This is a genomic window from Kitasatospora sp. NPDC005751, from assembly GCF_040630835.1.
Lineage (GTDB): Bacteria > Actinomycetota > Actinomycetes > Streptomycetales > Streptomycetaceae > Kitasatospora.
In genome coordinates this window covers 15678-38196 of sequence record NZ_JBEXYC010000059.1, presented here as the reverse complement: position 1 = coordinate 38196, position 22519 = coordinate 15678, and the positions used below count along the sequence as shown (strand labels likewise).

Sequence of the window (22519 nt, the reverse complement as noted above, 5' to 3'; positions counted from 1 at the left end):
CGCCGCCACGCCGCCGGGCTCCGTGGTGCGGCTTCCCACTTGGGAGCCGACGCGGGCTTCTCCGAGAGGGGAGCACCTCCCACTGTCCGATTTGCGTGTTTATGGGCTCTTTATGGGTAAGCGGTGGAGGACTCACTCACCCATTCGGAGGCCATCATGGCGTCGACCCACCGCGCACCCATCGAGGAGCACCCCGACCTGATGGAGCTGCGCGCCCGGCACGACCGCGCCGCCGCCACGCCACGTGCGCAGATGATCGAGGCGCTCGCCCTCGTCACCGGCCTGTACCTGGCGGCGTCGCCCTGGATCTGCGGTTTCAACGGCTTCACCACCCTGGCCGTCACCAACCTCATCACCGGCATCGCCTACGCCCTGCTCCTGGGCGGCCTCGGCAGCTCCTACGAGCGGACCCACTCGATGGCCTGGGCCGCCGCCGCGCTCGGCATCTGGACCTGCGTCGCCCCCTGGGTCGTCGCCGGCGACGTCGCCCACACCCGTTCCATCACCAGCAACCTCATAGCCGGCGCCATCGCCACCGTCCTGGCCTGCGCGGCGTCCGCCGCCGCCCGCGACCGCGCGACCACCGGGCAGGCGACCGGCACCCGTCGCAACCGCCCCATGCCGGGGCTCGACGACCGCTGACACCGGCAAGACCGGCAAGACCGGCAACCCCACCCGCCGCCGGGAGGACGACCACTCTCCACCCCCTCCCGGCGGCATCCGCACGCCACCACGCCACCACAGCGGATCGCCGAGCGCGGCGCCCCGGGTGGGCCGGCCCGGGCCGCCGGTGCCCCCGGCCCGGTGCCGGTGGTCAGGAGCGTGGTGGCAGCCGGTGGAACCGCACCTCGGTGAGGTGGCCGTCGTCCGCGCGGGCGGTCAGGTAGGTGGCGAAGGGCTGGCGCCGCCGGTCCGTCGGAGAGCCGGGGTTGAGCAGGCGCAGGCCGCTGGGAGCCCGGCTGTCCCACGGGATGTGGCTGTGTCCGAAGACCAGGACGTCCGCGTCGGGGAAGCGCGAGCCGCACCGCTGGTCGCGTCCCCCGGCGGGGCCCGTCTCGTGGACGACCGCGAAGCGCAGGCCCACCAGCTCGACCCGGGCCACTTCGGGCAGTCGTGCGCGCAGCACCGGCCCGTCGTTGTTGCCGTGGACGGCGACCAGTCGCCGGGCCCTGGCCTCGAACAGGTCGAGCGTGGCGGTGTCGACCCAGTCCCCGGCGTGGATCACCACGTCGGCCTCGTCGAGGGCGCGCAGCAGCGGGGCGGGCAGGGAGCGCGCCCGAGTGGGGACGTGGGTGTCGGAGGTGAGGAGCAGTCGCATGGTCGCGGGTTCCGACTCGGATCAGGGGGCCAGGAGGGAGCGCAGGGCGTGCGGCAGGATTCCGCCGTGCCGGTAGTACTCGGCCTCGGTGGGGGTGTCGAGACGGACGCGGGCGGTGAAGCGGGTGGTGCCCGCCGGTCCGCTCGCCTCGATGTCGACGGTGTCGGACAGTTCGGCGACCCTGTGGACGGCGTAGGTCTCCTCGCCGGTGAGTCCCAGCGTTCGGGCGCTGTCGCCGTGTAGGAACTGGAGGGGCAGCACGCCCATGCCGACCAGGTTGGAGCGGTGGATGCGTTCGAAGGACTCCGCCAGCACGGCCTTGACGCCGAGCAACGCGGTGCCCTTGGCCGCCCAGTCGCGGGAGGACCCGGAGCCGTACTCCTTGCCGGCGACGATCAGGAGGGGGACGCCTTCTTCGGCGTAGCGCACGGCGGCCGCGTGGATCGTGGTCTGCTCCCCGTCGGGCAGGTGACGGGTGAAGCCGCCCTCGGTGCCGGGTGCCAGCAGGTTGCGCAGGCGGACGTTGGCGAAGGTGCCGCGGATCATCACCTCGTGGTTGCCGCGGCGGGAGCCGTAGGAGTTGAAGTCCCTCGGGGCCACGCCGTGGGCCTGCAGGTATTCGCCGGCGGGCGAGTCGGGCCGGATCGCACCCGCCGGCGAGATGTGGTCGGTGGTGACCGAGTCGCCCAGCAGGGCGAGGACGCGGGCGCGTGTCAGGTCACGCAGGGGCGGCGGGCGATCGGGCAGGTCCTGGAAGTACGGCGGGCACCGGACGTAGGTGGAGTCGGCGTCCCAGGCGAACAGGTCGCCGCGGGGATCGGGCAGGCCCTGCCAGCGTTCGTCGCCGGCGAAGAGGTCGGCGTAGCCGGCCTTGAACATGTCGGGCCGCAGGCTGGCGGCGATCACCTGTTGGATCTCCTGCGGCTCGGGCCAGATGTCCCGCAGGCGCACGGGTCGGCCGTCGTCACCGGTGCCGAGCGGGTCACGGGTGAGGTCGACGGCCATCGAGCCGGCGAGGGCGTAGGCGACGACCAGCGGCGGGGAGGCGAGGTAGTTGAGCTTGACCTCGGGGTGGATGCGGCCCTCGAAGTTCCGGTTGCCGGACAGGACGGACGCGACGGTGAGGTCCTCGGCGGCCACCGTCCGCGAGACCTCGTCGATCAGCGGTCCGGAGTTGCCGATGCAGGTGGTGCAGCCGTAGCCGACCAGGTCGAAGCCGAGGGTCTCCAGGGCCGGCAGCAGTCCGGCGTGCGCGAGGTAGTCCATCACGATCCGCGAGCCCGGCGCGAGGCTGGTCTTCACCCACGGCCTGGAACGCAGCCCGCGCTCGACGGCCTTCCGGGCGAGCAGCCCGGCGGCCACCATCACCTGCGGGTTGGAGGTGTTGGTGCACGAGGTGATGGCGGCGATGACCACCGCGCCGTGGCCGAGCCGGTCGACGGTGCCGTCCGGCCCCGCGGCGCAGACGGGGCCGGACGGCGGGGGCGGTGTCTCACCGGCCCGGGGTACCCGCGTCGGTTCGGCCGGCCGGTCCCCGGGGTGGTCGCCGGTCACCGACAGCGGATCCGAGGCCGGGAACGACTCCTCGTCGCCCTCGTCCACGCCGGCCGGCGCGCCGGCGTCCGGGGTGTCGCCCCGGCCGAGGGCGGCGAACAGCGCCGCGGGCGCCTCGGGCAGCGCGATGCGGTCCTGCGGCCGCTTCGGCCCGGCGATCGAGGGGACGACGGCCGACAGGTCGATGTCCAGGGTTTCGCTGTAGTCGGCGGTGTGCCCGGGGTCGTGCCACAGCCCCTGCTCCTTGGCGTACGCCTCCACCAGCGCCACGTGCCGCTCGTCGCGGCCGGTGAGCCGCAGGTAGGCGAGCGTCTCGGCGTCGATCGGGAAGATCGCGCAGGTGGCGCCGTACTCGGGGCTCATGTTTCCGATGGTGGCCCGGTTGGCCACCGGCACCTCGGCGACGCCCGGTCCGTGGAACTCGACGAAGGAGCCGACCACGCCGTGGGCCCGCAACCGCTCGGCGATCGTCAGTACGAGGTCGGTGGCGGTGCTGCCGGACGGCAGTGCCCCGCTGAGCCGCACGCCCACGACCCTGGGGACGAGCATGCTCACCGGGCGGCCGAGCATCGCGGCCTCGGCCTCGATCCCTCCGACGCCCCAGCCCAGCACGCCGAGCCCGTTGACCATCGGCGTGTGGGAGTCGGTGCCGACGAGGGTGTCCGGGAAGGCCAGCCCGTCCTCGTCGAAGACCACCCGGGCCAGGTGCTCCAGGTTGACCTGGTGGCAGATGCCGGTCCCCGGCGGGACGACGCGCAGGTTCCGCAGCGCGCCCTGTCCCCATCGCAGGAACTCGTAGCGTTCCCGGTTCCGTTCGTATTCGAGTTCCACGTTCCGGCCGAAGGCCTCCGGTGAGCCGAAGCGGTCGGCGACGACGGAGTGGTCGATCACCAGCTCGACGGGCCGGCGGGTGTCGATCAGGGCCGGATCACCGCCGCGTTCGGTCATCGCCTCCCGCATCGCGACCAGGTCCACCAGGCACGGCACTCCGGTGAAGTCCTGCATCAGCACCCGCGCGGGCGTGAACTGGATCTCCGTCGCCGGCTCGGCGTGCGGGTCCCAGTCGGCGACCGCGCTGATCTGGTCACGAGTGACGCCGTGCCCGTCCTCGTTGCGCAGCAGGTTCTCCAGCAACACCTTGAGGCTGTACGGCAGCCGTCCAGCACCGGGTACCGCGTCGAGCCGGTAGAGCGAGCGGGACGAGCCGAGGGCCTCGAAGGTCCCCCGGGCGGCGAAGCTGTCCGATGGCATGGCGTGACCTCCCGCGGGTGCGGCGGTCCCCGCCGACCGGGGACCGCAGGCGGCGGCTACCCGGGTGCGGCGGGGTCAACCGGAGGGGGCGCCGCCGTCGGCGCCCGGATGGCCGAGAGCGCAGCTGGCGGGGCGCGCCGCGCTCCTGGCGGGCGGCGTCCGTCTCGCTACTTCCACGCGGTGCAGTTCGTCCGGCACCCCGCCGCGCCGACTGAGGACCGCCGGGAGCGTCGGCCCACACCATCGCAGGGTCGTCGCCCCAGGGGGTGGCGGCCTTCCGGCGCCCCGGACGGCGCGGTCACAGGAGGAGCCGCCGTCACGTCCCGCGCCGTGAGGCGAGCGCGACGTCGTCGGCCGCGGCCCATGCCAGCGAGTACCAGGAGAGCCCGGCGAGGACCGCGGCGCTCGGCAGCTCGGCGAAGTAGGCCAGCGCCTGCGCGACCTCGTAGTCGGAACCGCGGTGCGCCGACCACAGGTCGAAGAACGCGTCCAGGCCGAGCAGCACGGCGCTGGCCGAGGCAAGAGGGCTGGTGGCGCGGTGGCGCCGACGCACCAGCCAGGCCAGCAGGAACAGTGCGGCGATCTCGATGACGTCCAGCCACACCCATGAGTTGGAAAGGTTGCGTGCGCCGAAGCGCCCCTTCACCGACATCACGAGCACGGCGATCCACGGCATCAGCAGCACGCCCGCCGAAACGAGAACCGTCGGCAGCCAGCGCCGGATCGCGGCTTCACGGGCCGCGACCGCCCTCTTGGAATTACGCACCGCCGGAGCCTACCAATGGCGGATGAGCCCGAACGGCACCGCGTTCGACCCCTCGCCGCCGGCCGGGTCGCTCCCCCGGCGGACCACCTCTCCGAGGCCGTGCCGAGGTCGTCGAGGGCACCGGTGTCCTGGAGTCCAGGCACCGGCGGGCTGACTCCACCGTGCTGGACGACGCGGTCGCCGCCCGGGACACCCACGCCCAGATCATCGGCGCGGTCCGGGTGGGGGTCCTGAGGTCCCCGGCGCCGGCGAGGTGGCCGCCCGCCGTGCACCGCCCACGAGTACGCCGAGCCCGGCAGGCCCCGCATCGCTTGGAACGACGGGCAGAGCCGAGCCGACCTCCTCGCGCCCGGCCCGGCGCCGCGCCCTACGGTGGAAGGAGTCGACCGAGGGATCCGCGTGACCGCACTGCCCGTGAGGACGGTGAGATACATGTGCCGATGGCTTGCCTACTCCGGTTCCCCGATCATGTTGGAGGAGTTGCTGTACAAACCCGCCCACTCGCTGATCGACCAGAGCCGCCACGCCCGGATGGGCGTCGAGACGACCAACGGCGACGGGTTCGGCGTCGGCTGGTATCCGGACGAGCTGCGCGACGTCGACGGCGCCACGGATCCGGCGGTCTTCCGAGCGGTGGGCCCGGCGTGGAGCGACCGCAACCTGCACGAGCTCGCACACTGCGTGCGCTCACCGCTGTTCCTCGCCCACATCCGTGCCTCCACCGGCACGGCGGTGCAGCAGACCAACTGCCATCCCTTCCGTTACGGACAGTGGCTCTGGATGCACAACGGCGCGATCCATGACTTCCCGAAGCTCAAACGCGACCTCGCACTCGAGGTCGCCGCTCCCCTCTACCCCTCCATCGAGGGCTCCACCGACTCCGAGCTGATGTTCTATCTGGCGCTGACCTTCGGGCTCCGGGACGACGTACCGGGAGCCGTCGAGCGCATGGCCGGCTTCGTCGAGGCGGTCGCCGCCCGGCACGGCGTCCCCGGCGCCCTGCAGATGACAGTCGGCGTCTCCGACGGTAGGCGGCTGTGGGCGTTCCGCTACTCGACCGAACGCGCGTCCCGTTCGCTGTTCTTCAGCACCAGCGTCCACGCGCTACGCGCCCTGCATCCGGACAGCACCGTCCTGCGGCGGGTGTCCGAGGAGACCCGCATCATCGTCTCCGAGCCCATCGGTGACCTGCCGGGCGCCTGGAACCCCGTCCCCGAGTCCTGCTACGGGCTCGTTCAGGAAGGCCACGACTCGATCCACGTGTTCCGGCCGGTCCGGCCCTGATGAGCATCGAGAGCATCGCGGCCCTGCTGACCTCCCTCCTGGTGATCGCCCGCGCCGTCAGCGTCCTGCACTGACACCCGTCCCGGCTCTCCCACCCGGCGAGAACCGGACCACCTCCCGGACCCGGGGGTGGTGCCGGCCGGTCAGGACGGCGTGGTGAACGGCTCGTAGAAGGGCTCCGGGTACCGCACGGCCGCGTCCGGGTGACGACCACGAGGTCCGACACCGGCTTCGGCAGCACGACCACCAGCGTCGTCGGCAGCCGGGCGCTCCCCTGTCGCGACCCCACCCGGCCCCCCGGCCCTGACTGACTGCCCACCGATCGGACCGCCCGCCCGGACGCCGCGCCGTTTCGTTTCCCGGACTGCCACCGAGCGGAAAGGCTTCGCTCCCGGTGCTGCGCGAACGGCGTCCGACCGGGAGAGTGGGCCGGGACCGGTACTCGGCCACACTCAGGGAAAGGCATCAGTGGAATCCGGACTTCGCATCGCCAGCCACCAGAGCGCACCCGGTGTGCGGCGGGTCGCACTCGACGGGGTCGCCGACATGGATACGGCTGACGTCCTGCGTGCCGCGCTGGACGACGGACTCGGTGCCCCTCCCCTCCCGCAGGCCCTGGTCGTGGACTGCGACAAGCTGAGCTTCTGTGCGTCGGCCGGGCTCAACGAGTTCCTGCGGGCCCGGATGACCGCCGTCGGCCTGGGCATCGCCTTCCGGGTCGCCGCGCCGCAGGACCAGTTGCGCCGACTGCTGCGCCTGACGGAGACCGACACCCTCCTGGGAGTGCCGCCCGTCCCCGAGTCCGAACCGTCCAGGCCGTTCTGACCCCCGGGCCCGACGGCGGGCGACGACCGGCCGACGACCGGCCCGACGATCACCGCCGTTCGGCGCCGACCCCCTTGAGCGCGAGCGACGGCGCCCGGCCGTACACCGAGCGGTAGAGGGCGGCGAACCGCCCGGGGTGGGCGAACCCCCAGTGCGCGGCGATCTGCGTGACGGTCACCCCGGCGTGCCGGTCGGCGGCGGCGAGGTCCGCGTGCGCGCGTTCCAGCCGGACCCGGCGCAGAAACCCCAGCGGCGTGGTCCCCGCGTGGCGACGGAACGCGTACTGCAGTGCGCGCGGGGTCACCCTCACGGCGGTCGCGATGTCGGCGAGCGCGATGTCGCGGTGGGCGTTGTCCTCGATGAACGAGACCGCCCGCCGAAGGGTGCCGCTGTCGGCGTCGCGGGTGTCGACGCGCGCGGGCGCGGTCCTCACGGTGTGGGGCAGCGAGGCCAGCACCACCGCCGCGAGGTGCTGCGCGGCGGTGGAGACGGCCAGCGCGCCCGGGAAGGACGCCGCGTCGTTCAGGACCGCGTCGCGCACGTAGGCGATCGCGGCGCCGAGTCGCTTGTTCCCGGCCTCGGTGACCGCCCGGGAGCCCGTCAGCCTCACCGGTCCCGGCCCGGCTGCTCCGCCGGAGGCGGCCATCCGGTCCAGCAGGGCCGGATCGAACATCGCGATGGTGTAGCGCGCCGACCGTACCTCGCCCTGGTACGGGAGGTCGGGCTGGGCGAGGAGGAACGTCTCCCCCGGGCCGTACACCGTCTCCCGGCCGTCCGTCCGGTCCACCAAGGTCCCGGCGTGCATGCTGACCAGGCAGATCCTGCCCAGGCTGCCGGCGTCGTACCCCATGTCGAAATTCACGGCGAGACGGTCCACGCTCAGCGGGCCCGCCGCTCGACGGGTGACCCGCACCTGTGCGTCACTCACCGATCCACCGATCCGCATCGGGGTGTACGCGGACGACAGGAAGGCCTCCGTCGCGTCCAGGCTGCCACTGCGGAAGTCCACGCTCTCCATGCCCCGATCCTGCCAGGGAATCCCGGCGCTCGAAACGAGGTCGCGGGAGCGCGACCCGCAGACGACTCCCGCCCCTCCCGCGCCGGCGCGGGAGCTGAGGACCGGGCGTACGGGGACAGAGCGCGTTCGTGTGGCGGCGAGGGCGCCGAGCCTGCCAGGCGGCCCCCGGCCGGGGCGCGGCAGCCGCCGAGGGGGCACCGTGCCGAGTGAACTCCGTCTCCCCGACGGGGGTTGCGGCCGGACGGCGGCGGCCCTCGGGTGCCGGCCGGGCACCCCTGGGGCCACTGTCCTCCGGCGGGACCGGCATCGGTCGTACGGCAGAGCGAGAGTTCGCGCTCCCAGACGTCACTGTTCAGGCGTCACCGCAGGGACGTCACTGTTCAGGCGCTGATCCGGGCGAGCATGGAAGCCAGCCGCCGCACCGCCTCCTCGGCCTGGGTGAACTGCTCCGCGGTGGGGACGACGGTGTTGAACGTCGGGCCGTCCCCCGCCGGCAGGGCCCGCCAGTGCAGGACGGGGGAGAGCGCCGCGCTGCACCCCGCCAGGAACCAGGCCAGGCGGCCGTGGGTGCGGGCCAGGCCGATCGCCAGCACGGCGAGCGCCTCGCGCAGCCGCTCCAGCCGCTGGGGCTCCACCGCATCCGCCCGGCCGCCCTCCGGGCCGACCACCCCGAGGCCGGCGGCCACCTCGCGGGCCAGCGCCCGGTCCCTCGGCGTGAGGTCCCACCCTGCCGTCCCGAGCTGCTGTTCCGCCTCCGTGATCAGCCCCAGGATCTCTACCCGCATGTCCATCCCCGCACGATAGCGGCAGCACCGGCCGCGCCGACACGGCCCGGCCGAGGGCACTTCGAGGAGGGAGTCGGAGGCCCGTCGGCGGGAGTTCCCGGACGATCGGCGCCGGGACCGGCCGGCGCGATTGGTTCGCGTGCACGTGGATAGACGCGCCGGGGCGACGACGTCGCCGACGCCGTCGGCCCGGGACGGGAGGCCGATCATGGCAGTAGCAGGTTCGCAGACCCCGAGGAGCGCGGACCGGGCCGGGCTGCACGCCCGGGCCGAGGCTCTAGGATGGTCGGTGGAGGATCCGCCCCCTGGAACCCGGCGCCCGCTCCGGTGCGAACGCTCCGACCTGACCGTGGAGTCGTTCTTCTCGACCGACGGCGAGTTCCGCGCCGCCCGGATCCACGGCCCCACCGGCCCCGACGAGGAACTCGACTTCCCGTCGACGCTCGACTTCCTGCAGCGCCACGGGACGGACGCCGGCCAGGGCGGAACCGCTGCCGCCGAGGCGGCCGCAGTCCTGGCGCGCAGCGCGGCCCGCCGTTCCCCGGCGGGCCCGGCGCCGCAGGAGACGCCGCCTGCCGAGGAGAGCACCACCGCCGGCATCTCCACCCCGGAGCCTCCCGAGGTGCGCCAGGCCTGGGGCACCTGGCCGATCGTGGTGGTCGCGGTGCTCGTCGTCTGCGTCGTGCTCTTCTTCGTCGCCCGCATCGCGGGCTGGTGAGGCCGGCGCCACCATCCGGCCGTAGGGATGTGGGCCGGCTACGAGGAGGCGCTCGTCCGGTACGGCCGGGAGGTGTGCCGGGCCTGGACCGCCGAGGGGCGCCGGGACACCTGTGCGGACAGCCTCCGGGACGGCCTGCCGGAGCGCGGGACCGGGCCCCCCGCCGTACGCTCCCAGGCGGAGCCGGCGGGTGCGGGAGAACTCCCTCCGTGGCTCGGAGCCGCGGAGCTCCACCGCAGCCACCGGTCCGCGCTGCTCCGCAAGAACCCGGCGTTCTACCGGGCCCGCTTCCCGGAGGAACCGGACGACCTGTCCTACGTATGGCCCGCGTCCGACCGCGCGCACCGGGTGTGAGGCGGGAGCAGCCCGCCCCCGGGGGCTGGCCGGGCGTTTCGCCTCACCGCGGAGCGCTGACGCTCCCGCCGGGGAGGCGGCTCCGCCGGCCGGGGCTGCGTCCTCGGCCGGCAGATCCGCGTGTCCCGCGCGCCCTCCACCCCGCCCTCCATCCCGCTCACCACCCCGTGGCCGGAGGTGTCGGCAGGGCCTGGGTGGGCAGACGCGCGGCATGTGGCTGATGAAACCTCCCGGTGTCTACCGGGCGCAGGAAGACACCGATCTGCTGATCTCCAGTCTGGGCCGCGAGCGTCTGCGGGAGGGGGACGAGGTGCTGGACATCGGGACCGGCACGGGTGCGGTGGCCCTGGCCGCCGCCGGCACGGGCGCCCGCGTCACCGCCATCGACGTCTCCCGCCGGGCGCTGGCCACGGCATGGCTCAACGGCGCGCTGAACGGGCGGCGCATCCGTGTCCGGCACGGCGACCTGGTGGAGCCGGTGCGCGGACGCCGGTTCGACCTGATCGTCTCCAATCCCCCGTACGTACCGGCGGCCGACGACGCGCTGCCCACCCACGGGGCGGCACGGGCCTGGGACGCCGGGCACGACGGACGCGCGCTCCTCGACCGGATCTGCCGCGACGCCCCCCGGGTGCTGGCACCCGGCGGGATCCTGCTGCTGGTGCACTCCTCGCTCTGCGGGGTCGAGGCGAGCTGCCGGGCCCTGGCCCGGGCCGGACTGCGGACCGGGGTGGTCGCGCGCCGGCGCCTCGCGTTCGGCCCGGTGATGTCCGCACGGGCCGACTGGTTCGAGGAACAGGGGCTGATCGCCCCCGGCGTGCGGCACGAGGAGCTGGCGGTGATCCGCGGTGTCCGACCTCTCTGACCTGCCCGGCTCGCCTGGGCTGCCCGACCTCCGGGAGACCCGGCGCCTGACCATGCCCGTGGAGAACGGGCCCCTCCTGGTGGAGGGGCCCGTCGAGGTCGTCCTGCCGGACGGCACCGTCCGGGTGAGCGAGCGCCCGGTCGTCGCGCTGTGCGTGTGCCGGCGCAGCAAGCGCTACCCGTTCTGCGACACCAGTCACCGTCGACGCTCCGTGCCGCCCGCGGAGCGCGCCCAGCGAGGCCGGGCGCACGAGGAGGGCGCGGCCGAGGCCGGTTGACCACGGCCCGACCCCGCCCTCCCGCCCGGGCGGCGGGTTCAGGGCCGCAGGTGGTCGCGCAGCGCCCGCAGGGCGGCCAGGACGGCGGCCCGCTGGACGGCGGTACGGTCACCGGGGGCGGGCGTGGCGAGCACGACCGTCTCCTTCGGCCCGGCCACCGCGACGTACACCGTCCCGGGTGGCCGGCCGTCCTGCGGCTCGGGGCCCGCCACACCCGTGGTGGCGATCGCGTACGTGGTGTCCATGAGCCGGCGGACCCCCTCCGCCATCTGCCGCGCGACCTCCGGATCCACCGCCCCGCGTGCGGCGAGGAGGTCGCGGTCGACCCCCAGTACCCGCGCCTTGATCTCGGTGGCGTAGGCGGTGACCGAGCCTTCGAACACGCCGGACGCGCCGGGCGCCTCCGACAGCGCGACCGCCAGCGCGCCTCCGGTCAGCGACTCCGCGACGGACACCGTGCTCTCCGCGGCGCCGAGCCCGGAGAGGAGCTCCCGCGCCAGCCGCTGTCGCTCCTCGTGGCCTTCGGTCATCGCTGCCTTCCTTCGCGCTCGGGTGGTGGGGACCGGGCGAGCGGTCGCGGTGTCGGGACGCACCCCGGCAGCGGCGGCTGCCACCCGTGTGGGGTGGGCCGCGCCGCGCCCCGCTCCGCCCGCCGAGTGCTGTCCGGTCACCGTCGGTCACCCGAGTCGCCGTGCGGAGATGCGTGAAGGGGCGATGGCCAGCAGGCTCGGGCCCAGGGCCGGAGAAGACCGCGGGCGCCCGCCCGCCCTGACGGCCGGCCGTCAGGGCGGCTACCCGGCCCGCCGGGCGCGACACACGCCCCCGCCACGTCATCCGGCCACCTTGCACCCGCGCCCCTCGGGCCGGGCCGGCCTCCGCCGGCACTTCTCCGGCGGGCATCTCTCCAGCACCAGCAGTGAGGAACACGATGGAAACGCCAGGCCCCCTCAAGAAGGCCGCTGACGCCCTTGTCGACGCCCTGACCGACGGCGACGCCCGCCCCCCGGTGGAAGTACCGGGTGCGCCGGGGGCGAAACCGCCGTCCGTGGCCGAGCCCACCGAGCCCCGGGCGCCCCTGCCGCCGAAGCCCGACCAGCGCGCGCCGGAGCCGCTATCGGCCACCGGGCGGGGCGGACGGGCCGCCGACGACGTGCGGGCGCAGAACGGCGGGTTCCTGACGACCGCCCAGGGTGCGCGGCTACCGGATTCGGATCACTCGCTGAAGGCGGGTCCGCGGGGGCCGGTGCTGCTGCAGGACCACCACCTGCGGGAGAAGATCACCCATTTCGACCACGAGCGGATCCCGGAGCGGGTGGTGCACGCCCGCGGCGCGGCCGCCCACGGCGTCTTCCGGGGCTACGGCACCGCCGGCGGGGTCACCAGGGCCGCGTTCCTGGCCGAGGGCGTGGAGACGCCGGTGTTCGTCCGGTTCTCCACCGTCCTCGGCTCCCGCGGGTCGGCGGACACGGTGCGTGACACGCGGGGCTTCGCGACGAAGTTCTACACCACCGAGGGCGTCTTCGACCTGGTCGGCAACAACATCCCGGTGTTCTTCATCCAGGACGCCATCAAGTTCCCCGACATCATCCACGCCGGCAAGCCGCACCCCGACCGCGAGATCCCGCAGGCGCAGAGCGCCCACGACACCTTCTGGGACTTCGTCTCCCTGCACACCGAGGCCACCCACCACACCATCTGGAACATGTCCGACCGGGGCATCCCCCGCTCCTACCGGACGATGGAGGGCTTCGGCGTCCACACCTTCCGCCTCGTCGACGCCGACGGCGCCACCACGCTCGTGAAGTTCCACTGGAAGCCCAAGCTCGGCGTCCACTCCCTCGTCTGGGAGGAGGCGCAGCTGATCGCCGGCATGGATCCGGACTTCCACCGACGTGATCTCTACGACGCCATCGAAGCCGGCGCCTTCCCGCAGTGGGAACTCGGCATCCAGACCTTCCCCGACACCCCCGACCAGATGTTCGAGGGCATCGACCTGCTCGACCCCACCAAGATCGTCCCGGAGGAGCTGGCACCCGTCCGGCCGATCGGGCTGATGACGCTCAACGCCAACCCGACGAACTTCTTCGCGGAAGTCGAGCAGGTGGCCTTCCATGTCGGGCACCTCGTCCCCGGTATCGACGTCACCGACGATCCGCTGCTGGCCGGGCGCCTGTTCTCCTACCTCGACACCCAGATCACCCGGCTGGGCGGCCCCAACTTCGCCCAGATCCCGATCAACCGCACCCACGCCCCGGTCAACGACATGCTCCGCGACGGCTTCCACCAGGACGCCGTCCACACCGGCGTCGCGCCGTACAAGCCCAACTCCCTCGACGGGGGCTGCCCGTTCTTCGCCGGCGCCGCCGACCACGCCTACATCGAGCACCCCACCCCGGTACCCGCCGCCACCAAGGTCCGCGAGGCCCCGGCCACCTTCGACGACCACTTCAGCCAGGCCCGCCTCTTCTGGCTCAGCATGAGCCCGCCCGAGCGCGAGCACATCATCGCCGCCTACACCTTCGAACTGAACAAGTGCTACCACCAGGCCGTCAAGGAGCGCACCCTGCTGGTGCTCGCCAACATCGACCGCTACCTGTGCGCCCAGGTCGCCGCCGGCCTGGGCCTGCCGGCTCCGCAGCCCTCCGAGCCGGCCACGGACCCCGCGCCCAGCCCGGCCCTGTCCCAGCTCGGCCAGGAGTGGCCCACCCAGGGCCGGGTCATCGGCATCGTCGCCGATCCCGCCGGGGACCTCGCCGCTCTCGCGGCCGTGCGCCGGGCCGTCCTCGCCGCGGGGATGGTGCCCCTGGTCATCGCTCCGACGGGAGGCGAGCTCACCGCCGACGGCGCGGAGCCCCTCGCCGTCCAGCGGACCTTCGCCACCGCCCGCTCGACCGAGTTCGACGCCATCCTGCTCGCCGGCTCGCCCGCGCCCGGGATCGACGCCGACGGCGGGCGCGACGCCAAGGCCGGCGCGCCGCAGGGCCCGGGCGCACCGGTCGACCCCCGCATCACCCTCCTGCTGGCCGAGGCGTGGCGCCACGCCAAGGCCATCGGCGGCTGGGGCACCGCCGAGCAGGCCCTGGCCGCGGCGGCCGTCCCCGCCGCCGGGCCGGGTGTCGTCCTCGGCGACGACGGGGAGAACGTGCTGCGCGAGATCACCGGCCTGCTCGCCGCCCACCGGGTCTGGGACCGCTTCCCTCCCCCGGCCGAGGCCGCGACCCGCTGACCCGCCGCGGTGACGCAACGCCCCGCCACCGGGAACGGAGGCGGGGCGTTGCGGGCTTGTGCCAGAAAGGCGGTCGGACCCTCTTCGGGGCATATCCGCGGGTACGCCCCGAAGAGCTTGGCCAGGGAACGTCAGCCCTGGCCGCCCTGCCCCTGGTGGCGGATCTCGTCCGCCGCCTCCTGCCCGGCGGCCTTCAGGTCGTGCGCCGTGCGCTGCCCGGCGTCCTGGGCGGCCCCCTTGCTGGTCTGGGCGGCGTCCTGGGCCGTGGACTTGACCGCCCGCACCGCGTCGCCGGCCGGTTCACGCAGCTCGTCGCGCACCTCCTGGACGGCTTCGACGGCGGCCTGCTTCGCCGGCTCCAGCAGCTCCGGGTGCTCGCGCAGCTTGGCGCCGCCCTGCTCCTCGACCTTGCTGGTCGGCAGCAGCGCCGCCGCGAGAAGGCCGGCGCCGAACGCCATCAGGCCGGCGGCCAGAGGACTGCCCTGGGTCCGGCGACGCACCTGGGCGGGGGTCTGCTGGACGGCGTCGCCGATCTGGGCGGCGGTCTCCTTGGCGGTTTCGCCGAGCTGCTCGACGCCCTCGCCGGTCGCGGCGGCCGCCCGCTGCGCGGACGATCCGGTGTCGTGGACGGTGCCCATCACTCGCTCCCTGATTCCGGTGATCCTGTCCCGTGCGGCCTCGGCCTGGCGGTGCGCCACCCGGCCGGGGGCGACCTTGTCGGCCAGCCGGTCGACGTTGCGTGCGAGGTGCGCACGGCGCGCCTCCACCTCACTCCTCAGCTCGTCGGGTGTCGCACCCATGCCGCGTCCTCCTTCAGGGTCTCCAGGGTCTGTTCGGGAGTGAGGCGTACGTCCTTCAGGCGCTTGCGCCCGGTGCGGTAGAGCACGGCGCCCACCACCGCCCACAGGGCGGTGACGATCAGCGCGGCCCACGCCAGGTTCATCGCGTTGCCGAGCGCGAAGACCAGGGTCAGGCTGGCGAGCACGAGCACCAGGTGGCCCGCGTACCCGGCCCCGGCGAGCATCCCGGACGCCTTACCCGCCTTCACCGCCTCCTGCTTGACCTCCGCTTTCGCGAGGTCGATCTCGTCGCGCACCAGTCTGCTCAGATCGTCGGTGATCTCACTGATCAGATCGCCCAGTGACTGGTTCCCGGTTGCCGGCGGGGCCGCCGTCGCCCCGGTCGGGTACGGCGGCGGGCTCGAGGGCCCGCCGGTGGGAGCGGGGCCCGCCGCCGGAGCCTTGGCGGCCTGTTCGGAATAGGAGATCGCCATCGCTAGACCCCCTGCGCCGGCGGCCGCCGGCCGAAGGCCGGGTCCTGGCCGTAGGCGGGTGTGACGTGGGGCGGCTGGGACTGGCCGTAGTCCTCGTACGGGCCCGGCGCGACGCCGCCGCCGGTGGGCAGCGGACTCGCCGGCGGATACCCGGGCGCGGGCGGCGCCGCCGGGCTCGGCGGTGTCACCGGGACGGGCGGCGGGTACTCTCGCCCACCGCGCCCTTCCCCGCCGGGGGCCGACGTGCTCCCGGCCGCCGCGACGCCCTTGCCCGTGCGGCCGAGGGCGAAGCCCGCGAGCGCGGCACCGGCCAGGAACACCCCGGGCCGACGGCGCGCGAAGTCCTGCACGTCCTCCAACAGACCGTCGGGGCCGCGCCGTTCCAGCCGGTCGGCCATCTGGTGGCCGCCGTCGGCCAGTTGGCCCACCGCGGCGGTGGCCGCGGAGTCCGGCTTCCCGTGGTCGGCCATGTCCCGCAGCTCGTGGGCCAGCCGCCGCACGTTCTCCGCCAGTCGTCCGGTCTGCGCCCGGGCCTGTTCCTGTACCTGATCGCGAGCCTCGGCGAGCAGGTCACGCACCTGCGCACCCGCCTCGCCGACCACCTCCGATGCCTGGTCCTTGGCCGTACCCACGGCCTCGCCCACGTTGTCGGCCACCACCTGTGCACCACCGCCGGCCTTGTCCCGCACGCTGCGGACAGCGGCACCCGCCACTGTGGCGTCCTCTTCCTGGTTCGAACCCACCGGGCCCGTGTACTCGTTCAAGGCTCCTCCTCACGCATCGGTCGGATCGTCCTTGGGCCGCGCCTGCCCGGCATCGGGAGGCGTAACCGCGTTCGTCCGACCCGACCGGGCGGCGCCGGCGCGGGCCGCCCGGACCGGCCCGAACCGCCGACCGGTCGCACCCGGTGATGACCACGGTGGGTGCCCGGGCCGTTCGGCGGCTCCTTCGCCGGGCCGTTCGGCCGCGCCCGGGGTAGCGTGCTGCACGGGGAGAGGGCACCGGCACGAGGAGAGTCATGCCTGACGCCATCGTCATCGGCGCCGGCCCCAACGGGCTGGTGGCCGCCAACATCCTGGCCGACGCCGGCTGGCAGGTGGAGGTCCTGGAGAGCCAGTCGGAACCCGGCGGCGCCGTCCGCAGCGACCGGGGCGTGCATCCCGGCTACGTCCACGACGTGTTCAGCTCCTTCTACCCCCTGGCCGCCGCCTCCCCCGCCATCGGCGCGCTCGACCTGGGCGCCCACGGCCTGCGCTGGAGCCACGCGCCCACCGTGCTGGCCCATCCCCTGCCCGACGGGCGGTGCGCCACCCTGCACCGCGGGGTGACCGCCAACTGCGCCGGGCTGGAGAGCGCCTTCGGCGGAGCCGACGCCGAGGCGTGGCAGCGGCTCTCCCAGCTGTGGGAGGACCTCGACCCGCACCTCGTGAGGTCGCTGTTCACCCCCTTCCCCCCGGTCAGGGCGGGGGTCGCGATGGCCGCCCGGCTGCGGGCCGCGGACGGGCTCCGGACCCTGCGCTTCCTGACCCTCCCGGTACGGCGCCTGGCGCAGGAGGAGTTCACCGAACCCGGCGCCGGTCTCCTCCTCGCCGGCTGCGCCCTGCACGCCGACCTGCTGCCCGAGAGCGTCGGCAGCGCCGCGTTCGGCTGGCTGATGGCGATGCTCGGCCAGCAGGTCGGCTGGCCCGCCCCGGTGGGCGGCGCGGCCGCGCTCACGGCGGCGCTGGTGCGGCGGCTGGAGGCCTCGGGCGGAAGCGTGCACTGCGACGCCCGGGTGGTGGAGGTGGTGGTGCGCGGGGGCCGCGCGCTGGGCGTGCGCACCGCCGACGGCCAGTCCCACCGGGCCCGCCGTGCCGTCCTCGCGGACGTTCCGGCGCCGACCCTCTACGGCGCCCTGGTGGGGTGGGAGCACCTGCCGCCCCGGACGCGCGCGGATCTCCGGCGCTTCCAGTGGGACTTCTCCACGGTCAAGGTCGACTGGGCCCTCGACGGCCCCATCCCCTGGACCGCGCCCGAGGCGGCCGCGGCCGGGACGGTGCACCTGGGCGCCGACCTCGACGAGTTGAGCGACTACGCGCTGCAGTTGAGCACGGGGCGGCTGCCGCGCCGCCCGTTCGCGCTCCTGGGGCAGATGACGACCACCGATCCCGGCAGGTCCCCCGCCGGCACCGAGTCCGCCTGGGCCTACACCCACGTCCCCCAGGTGATCAGGGACGACCTGGGGGACGCCGGCATTACCGGCCGCTGGGACACCCGCGAGACCGAGGCGATGGCGGAGCGGATCGAGGACCAGGTGGAACGGTTCGCCCCGGGCTTCAGGGACCGTATCGTCGCCCGGCGCGTGCTCACCCCGCCCCTCCTGGAGGAGCGCGATCCCAGCCTGGTAGGCGGCGCGATCAACGGCGGCACCACCGCGCCGCACCAGCAGTTGGTCTTCCGCCCGGTACCGGGCACCGGGCGCCCCGAGACGCCCGTGGCAGGGCTCTACCTGGCCTCGTCGTCCGCCCACCCGGGCGGTGGTGTCCACGGGGCCTGCGGGGCCAACGCCGCCCGCGCGGCGCTGCGCTCGCACCGGCTGCTGGCCGGTCGCGTGCTGGCGCCTGGTCTGGCCGCGGCCCAGCGGCTGCTGTCGGGCCGCCGCGGACAGCACGAGTGAGGTTCTCCCTGCCGGGTGCTCCGCCCCGCCGGACCGGCGTTGGCGGGGCGCCGGACGCCCGGCATCGCGGGAGCGACGACAGCGCGGAGCCCGGCGGGTCCGGGACGAACGAAGGAGGAGTCGCATGGCACGGCGCCAGCAGTTCATCGAATGCCCACCGGAAGCGGTCTGGAGCGTCCTGTCCGACGGCCGCAACTACGCCGAGTGGGTGGTCGGGACCCGGGACATCGAGCACGCCGACGCCGACTGGCCGGCCGTCGGCACCCTGCTGCACTTCCGGGCCGGTATCGGGCCGCTCACCGTGGACGACCGTTGCGTGGTACGGATCTGCGAACCCGGCACCCGCCTGGAACTCGAGGCGAAGGCCGAGCCCTTCGGTGCCGCCCGCATCGCGTTCACCCTCGTCCCGTGGGGCGCCAACACCCTGGTATTCCTCGACGAACACCCCCTCACCGGCCCGGGAAGCCGGCTCCAGGGGCCGCCCAGCGAGCTGCTGCTGCACCTGCGCAACCGCCGGCTGCTGGGCAACCTGGCCCGCGTGGCGGTCCGGGAGCACCAGCAGACCGCCGGGGCGGCGCCGAACCACCGCCCGGGGTGAGCACGCGCCGGCCCGGCCGGAACCGGACCGCGACGATCGGGACGGGACACGGTCGACGACACCCGGCGCGGGCTGCCGGAGCGCGGCGAGGGCCGGGATGCCGGAGATGCCATCCGTCATACCTGCCAGTGCAGTTCCGCGCCGCGCCGACCGGGCCGCCGCCCACGGGCCGCGCCACCGGCCGGACCGGTCGCACCGCGATCCCCGCCCCCGGCGGCAGGGATCACGGGCGCGGGTGACGGCCCGTGGAGAGCCGGGCGGGGCCGGCTTCCCGGGGACCGTCGGAGCGGGCGCACCGGCGCCCGGAGCGGCGGCGTACGTGCCGTTCCCGTCGTCGTCGGTACCGGAGACGGTACGGACTCAGGGGTCCGCACCGGACGTCACCCGCGGCCCGGGGGCGCTTCGACACGAAGATCGCGGGTAGTCGACGCGCCGTCGGGCGCGGGTCCGGCCGGTCGCGCGGTCCGTCGAGGGGAGCGGCGGTCGAGAGGAGCGACGAAGGTGGGGGCGCGCCATGATGGGACATTCGCACGCGGTGAGCGGAGGGCTGCTGTTCGCGGCGGCGTCGGGCCATCTCCCCGTCGAACTGGTCGGACCCGGGTTCGGGCCCGCCGACCTCCTGATGGGCACCGTCCTGTGCGCCGGCGCCGCCCTCCTGCCCGACCTGGACCACCACGACAGCACGCTCGCCCACTTCCTCGGGCCGGTGTCCGGGGTGCTCTGCCGCGTGCTGGGCCGGGTCAGCGGGGGCCATCGCCACGCGACCCACTCGCTGCTGTTCGCGGCCCTCGCCGGCGCCGGTACCTGGGCCGGTATCGCCCATCTGGGCCGCGGCTTCGTCCTGGGCCTGACCTTCTGCCTGCTGGCGCTGGCCCTGCGGGCCCTGCACCTGCACCCGCCCGGCAACGGCCCGGCGACCTGGGCACTGCCCACCGGCCTGGCCGCCCTCGGAGCGGCCGGCCTGGACTCCTGGCTGCCGAACGCCCGGTACTGGCTGCCGTGCGCGGTGACCCTGGGCGTCCTGGCACACCTGCTCGGTGACTTCCTGACCAGGCGGGGCATCCCGCTGTTCTGGCCGTACGGACGGCGTTACGAGATACCGCTGATCAAGCGCACCGGAAACGGCGTCGAGACCAAGTTCCTCGCCCCCCTCATGACGATCGCGACCTTCGTCCTGCTCTGGTGCACGGTCTTCCCCGGAACCCTGCCGATCAGCTGAGCCGGGCGGCACCCCGCCACCCGCCCGGACGACGGCGCGCCCCCGGCGGGGCCGGCGGCGCCGACCGACGCCGCTCAGCCCTGCGGGAGGTCGATCTCGACCCAGACCGCCTTGCCGGGGCGGTCGGCCCGCGGGAGGTGCCCCCACCGGCTGGCCAGCAGCTCGACGGTGTGCAGGCCGTGCCCGCCGATGCGGGTCGGCTCGTGCGGCAACCGGGGCCGCGGCGGTTCGTCGGAGCCGTCCAGCACCTCGATCCGGAGGGTGCCGGCACTCGCGGACAGGACGAGCTGGTCCGGCCCGCCGGCGTGCTGGCAGGCGTTGGTGGCGAGCTCGGAGACGATGAGGAGGACGTCGTCGGCCCGGGCCTGCTGGTCCGGATCGGTGGTGGGCAGCCATCCCCAGTCCTCCAGCGCGGCCCGTGTCCGGTCGCGACAGCGTCCGACCGCACCTGCCGCACCGTCCAGGGTCAGCCTCCGGACCTGACCGGTGGGAGGCATCCCTGGCATCACCGACCGGCTCGCCGTCCGGTACTCACTGGCACTCATCTGTCCTCACTCCGACGACCGACCGGGACCGGGTGGCAACCGGCCTTTGCTTCCTCGTGTGCCCGCCGGTTCGCAGGAGACACCGGTGACGTGCACCGGGCCCCGCCGCCCCCCGACGGCTGCCGCACGGTCCACGGGCCGCCCTCCGGCGCCCGGGTGTACCCGGCGTCATCGGGCGAGAGCCGAACCGAGGTCCGCACGGATGTCGAACACCGTCTGCGCCCCGGTGAGCTCGAACACTCGGGCGACCGAGGACTGCAGGCCGGCCAGGACGAGGGTGAGGTGCGCGCGTTCCGCTTCGGCGCGGGTGTTGAGCAGCAGGTTGAGGCCGGTGGAGTCGCAGAACGACAAGCCATGGCAGTCGACGACGACCCGCTCCCGGGCCTGTCCGATCGCCTCGTGGAGCTGCGCGCGCAGGAGCGCCACGCTGTCGTAGTCCAGCTCGCCGACCGGCGAGACGACCACCGCACCGTCCTCGGTTCGCAGATCGGCCCTGAGGCGCACGGTGCGCGAGTCCTCGCCGGGCTGCTGGGGGGCCGGTTCCGGCTCGGGGACGCCGTGGGGCATCGCTCTCCGTCCTCCTTCTGTCGAGTGGGGCCGTGTCTGCCCGTACGACGGTACGGCGGCATCCGACCGCAAGGTACGCCCTCCGGGCGGGACAGTCGAGCAGCACCACCCGAATGTGCGGGCAATGTGAATATAGTGGGGCCTTTCCGCAAGGGGAGGCCTGATCCGGGTGAGGCTGGGCACGTGAGCCGCGTCGTACCCGATCACATGACCCCCAGCAGAGGAGAGGGCATGCCGACCGTCGTGTCCCGCCCTTCGACCAGTGCCCGCACCAGCAGTTCTTCGACCGCCGCTACCGCACCGGTGGCGGGCGGTGACGCGGTGACGTCCTCGGCCGACCTCGTCCGGGTGGCCGCGCGGCTGGGGATCGAGGCGGACCGATTGGTCGAGGTGTGCCCCGCCGATGCGCGCGAGCTGTCGAAGGCCCTGTTCGTCCGCCTGCGCGCGGCGGAGGAGGGCAGCGCCGAGTACTCCTACGTACGCGGCACCCTGATCGAACTGAACATGGCGCTGGTGGAGTTCGCGGCGAACCGGTTCGCCCACCGCAAGGAGCCGATCGAGGACATCGTCCAGGTCGGCACGATCGGTCTGATCAAGGCCGTCAACCGCTTCGACCCGTCGTTCGAGGTCGAGTTCTCCACGTTCGCGCTGCCGACCATCCGGGGCGAGATCAAGCGCTTCTTCCGCGACACCGGCTGGATGGTGCACGTCCCCCGCCGTCTACAGGAGCTGCGGCTGACACTGGCCAAGACCAGCGACGCGATGGAGCAGCTGCTGGACCGCGTCCCCGCGCCCGCCGAGCTGGCCGCCGAGCTGGACCTGACCGAGGACGAGGTGCGCGAGGGCCTGATCGCCTCCCAGGCGCAGAGCGCGAGCTCCCTCGACGCCCCGGCCCTCGGGGCGGACGGCGGCGACCCGCTGGCGGACCGGGTCGCGCAGGAGGAGGGCGCCTACGAGCTCATGCTCTGCCTGGAGACCCTCAAGCCGGCGATCGCCGCCCTGCCGGAGCGCGACCGCACCATCCTCTCCCTGCGCTTCGGCGCCGAGCTGACCCAGGGCGAGATCGGCCGCCGGCTCGGCATCTCGCAGATGCACGTCTCCCGGCTGCTCAACCGCATCCTGGCCGGCCTGCGCGCCGAACTCCTGGCCGACGCCTGAGCGATGCTCCCGAGCCACTCGCGGACGGCATGGGAGGGGCGCCCGACGAGCCGTCGGGCGCCCCTTTCGGGGGTCCCGGGGTGTTCCCGACCGTGCGGCGGCGGGAGCGGGCGGCGTCGGTCGCACCGGCGGCGAAGCGGGTGATCAGGATCACCGGCACCCGCCCCGGTGCTTCCGGAGCGGCCCGGCGTCGCGGGAGAACGGCGGCGACAGGTCGGCCGGGGCGACGCGCCACCGCGGCGCGGGGTCGCCCTCCGGCCGG

At 74.3% G+C, this 22519-nt stretch carries 22 protein-coding genes and 1 pseudogene; 12 read left to right on the top strand and 11 right to left on the bottom strand.

The genetic code is table 11. The features are described 5' to 3' along the window. Positions 1 to 156 precede the first annotated feature (156 nt). A complete protein-coding gene (locus ABZ497_RS31355; protein WP_359810142.1) occupies positions 157 to 642 on the top strand; it encodes an SPW repeat protein in 486 nt (161 codons plus the stop codon). Positions 643 to 814: 172 nt separating this feature from the next. Here ABZ497_RS31355 and ABZ497_RS31350 read toward each other — a convergent pair whose 3' ends face one another. The 3 genes from ABZ497_RS31350 to ABZ497_RS31340 form a co-directional block, all read right to left on the bottom strand. Beyond that, a complete protein-coding gene (locus ABZ497_RS31350) occupies positions 815 to 1318 on the bottom strand; it encodes a metallophosphoesterase (RefSeq protein ID WP_359810140.1) in 504 nt (167 codons plus the stop codon). A gap of 21 nt (positions 1319 to 1339) precedes the next feature. Next, positions 1340 to 4123: an aconitate hydratase gene (locus ABZ497_RS31345; protein WP_359810137.1), complete on the bottom strand. Its 2784-nt coding sequence runs from the start codon at positions 4121 to 4123 to the stop codon at positions 1340 to 1342. Between the two features lie 316 nt (positions 4124 to 4439). Next, positions 4440 to 4889 (bottom strand): hypothetical protein, encoded by a 450-nt coding sequence (locus tag ABZ497_RS31340; RefSeq protein ID WP_359810134.1) that lies wholly within the window; start codon positions 4887 to 4889, stop codon positions 4440 to 4442. A gap of 432 nt (positions 4890 to 5321) precedes the next feature. Between ABZ497_RS31340 and ABZ497_RS31335 the strand changes: the two genes are divergently transcribed. Beyond that, positions 5322 to 6173 carry a class II glutamine amidotransferase gene (locus tag ABZ497_RS31335; RefSeq protein ID WP_359810131.1) on the top strand — a complete coding sequence of 284 codons (852 nt, stop codon included), beginning with the start codon at positions 5322 to 5324 and terminating at the stop codon, positions 6171 to 6173. Between the two features lie 468 nt (positions 6174 to 6641). Next, a complete protein-coding gene (locus tag ABZ497_RS31330; protein ID WP_359810128.1) occupies positions 6642 to 6998 on the top strand; it encodes an STAS domain-containing protein in 357 nt (118 codons plus the stop codon). Positions 6999 to 7047: 49 nt separating this feature from the next. On the opposite strand, the gene ABZ497_RS31325 is transcribed toward ABZ497_RS31330, so the two are convergent. Beyond that, on the bottom strand, positions 7048 to 8016 hold the full coding sequence (locus ABZ497_RS31325) for a helix-turn-helix transcriptional regulator (protein ID WP_359810125.1): 969 nt from the start codon (positions 8014 to 8016) through the stop codon (positions 7048 to 7050). 380 nt (positions 8017 to 8396) lie between these two features. Then, entirely contained in the window at positions 8397 to 8807 is a 411-nt protein-coding gene (locus tag ABZ497_RS31320; protein WP_359810123.1) for a hypothetical protein, read from the bottom strand. Between the two features lie 343 nt (positions 8808 to 9150). On the opposite strand from ABZ497_RS31320, the gene ABZ497_RS31315 reads away from it, so the two are divergent. The 4 genes and pseudogenes from ABZ497_RS31315 to ABZ497_RS31300 all read left to right on the top strand — a co-directional run bounded on the left by ABZ497_RS31315 (position 9151) and on the right by ABZ497_RS31300 (position 11015). Next, positions 9151 to 9519 (top strand): DUF6480 family protein, encoded by a 369-nt coding sequence (locus ABZ497_RS31315; protein ID WP_359810120.1) that lies wholly within the window; start codon positions 9151 to 9153, stop codon positions 9517 to 9519. Positions 9520 to 9525: 6 nt separating this feature from the next. Then, positions 9526 to 9873: pseudogene (locus ABZ497_RS31310) on the top strand (MSMEG_6728 family protein); the annotation flags it as partial. Between the two features lie 220 nt (positions 9874 to 10093). Further along, a complete protein-coding gene (locus ABZ497_RS31305; RefSeq protein ID WP_359810117.1) occupies positions 10094 to 10738 on the top strand; it encodes a HemK2/MTQ2 family protein methyltransferase in 645 nt (214 codons plus the stop codon). 52 nt (positions 10739 to 10790) lie between these two features. Then, positions 10791 to 11015, top strand: a complete 225-nt coding sequence (locus tag ABZ497_RS31300) for a CDGSH iron-sulfur domain-containing protein (protein WP_359810155.1) — start codon at positions 10791 to 10793, stop codon at positions 11013 to 11015. A 38-nt stretch (positions 11016 to 11053) separates the two neighbouring features. Here the strand turns inward: ABZ497_RS31300 and ABZ497_RS31295 are convergent, their stop codons facing one another. Further along, entirely contained in the window at positions 11054 to 11545 is a 492-nt protein-coding gene (locus ABZ497_RS31295; protein WP_359810114.1) for a CinA family protein, read from the bottom strand. 398 nt (positions 11546 to 11943) lie between these two features. On the opposite strand from ABZ497_RS31295, the gene ABZ497_RS31290 reads away from it, so the two are divergent. Further along, positions 11944 to 14241 carry a catalase gene (locus ABZ497_RS31290; RefSeq protein WP_359810112.1) on the top strand — a complete coding sequence of 766 codons (2298 nt, stop codon included), beginning with the start codon at positions 11944 to 11946 and terminating at the stop codon, positions 14239 to 14241. Between the two features lie 131 nt (positions 14242 to 14372). On the opposite strand, the gene ABZ497_RS31285 is transcribed toward ABZ497_RS31290, so the two are convergent. From ABZ497_RS31285 to ABZ497_RS31275, 3 genes are read right to left on the bottom strand one after another with little or no spacing between them, the layout of a single operon-like run. After that, positions 14373 to 15041 (bottom strand): DUF3618 domain-containing protein, encoded by a 669-nt coding sequence (locus tag ABZ497_RS31285; protein WP_359810109.1) that lies wholly within the window; start codon positions 15039 to 15041, stop codon positions 14373 to 14375. Further along, entirely contained in the window at positions 15017 to 15514 is a 498-nt protein-coding gene (locus tag ABZ497_RS31280) for a phage holin family protein (protein WP_359810106.1), read from the bottom strand. The genes ABZ497_RS31285 and ABZ497_RS31280 overlap by 25 nt, the downstream gene beginning before the upstream one ends. A gap of 2 nt (positions 15515 to 15516) precedes the next feature. Next, complete coding sequence (locus ABZ497_RS31275; RefSeq protein ID WP_359810103.1) at positions 15517 to 16278, bottom strand: hypothetical protein; 762 nt, start codon at positions 16276 to 16278, stop codon at positions 15517 to 15519. A 254-nt stretch (positions 16279 to 16532) separates the two neighbouring features. On the opposite strand from ABZ497_RS31275, the gene ABZ497_RS31270 reads away from it, so the two are divergent. The 3 genes from ABZ497_RS31270 to ABZ497_RS31260 all read left to right on the top strand — a co-directional run bounded on the left by ABZ497_RS31270 (position 16533) and on the right by ABZ497_RS31260 (position 19987). Continuing rightward, positions 16533 to 18170 carry an NAD(P)/FAD-dependent oxidoreductase gene (locus ABZ497_RS31270; RefSeq protein WP_359810100.1) on the top strand — a complete coding sequence of 546 codons (1638 nt, stop codon included), beginning with the start codon at positions 16533 to 16535 and terminating at the stop codon, positions 18168 to 18170. Between the two features lie 124 nt (positions 18171 to 18294). Next, positions 18295 to 18768 (top strand): SRPBCC family protein, encoded by a 474-nt coding sequence (locus ABZ497_RS31265; protein WP_359810097.1) that lies wholly within the window; start codon positions 18295 to 18297, stop codon positions 18766 to 18768. A 514-nt stretch (positions 18769 to 19282) separates the two neighbouring features. Continuing rightward, entirely contained in the window at positions 19283 to 19987 is a 705-nt protein-coding gene (locus ABZ497_RS31260) for a metal-dependent hydrolase (RefSeq protein WP_359810094.1), read from the top strand. Between the two features lie 74 nt (positions 19988 to 20061). Here ABZ497_RS31260 and ABZ497_RS31255 read toward each other — a convergent pair whose 3' ends face one another. Further along, entirely contained in the window at positions 20062 to 20484 is a 423-nt protein-coding gene (locus tag ABZ497_RS31255; protein WP_359810091.1) for an ATP-binding protein, read from the bottom strand. Positions 20485 to 20700: 216 nt separating this feature from the next. Then, positions 20701 to 21099 (bottom strand): STAS domain-containing protein, encoded by a 399-nt coding sequence (locus tag ABZ497_RS31250; protein WP_359810088.1) that lies wholly within the window; start codon positions 21097 to 21099, stop codon positions 20701 to 20703. 231 nt (positions 21100 to 21330) lie between these two features. Here ABZ497_RS31250 and ABZ497_RS31245 point away from each other — a divergent pair, with 231 nt between their 5' ends. Next, positions 21331 to 22257, top strand: a complete 927-nt coding sequence (locus ABZ497_RS31245) for a SigB/SigF/SigG family RNA polymerase sigma factor (RefSeq protein ID WP_359810085.1) — start codon at positions 21331 to 21333, stop codon at positions 22255 to 22257. The last annotated feature ends 262 nt before the right edge of the window (positions 22258 to 22519 follow it).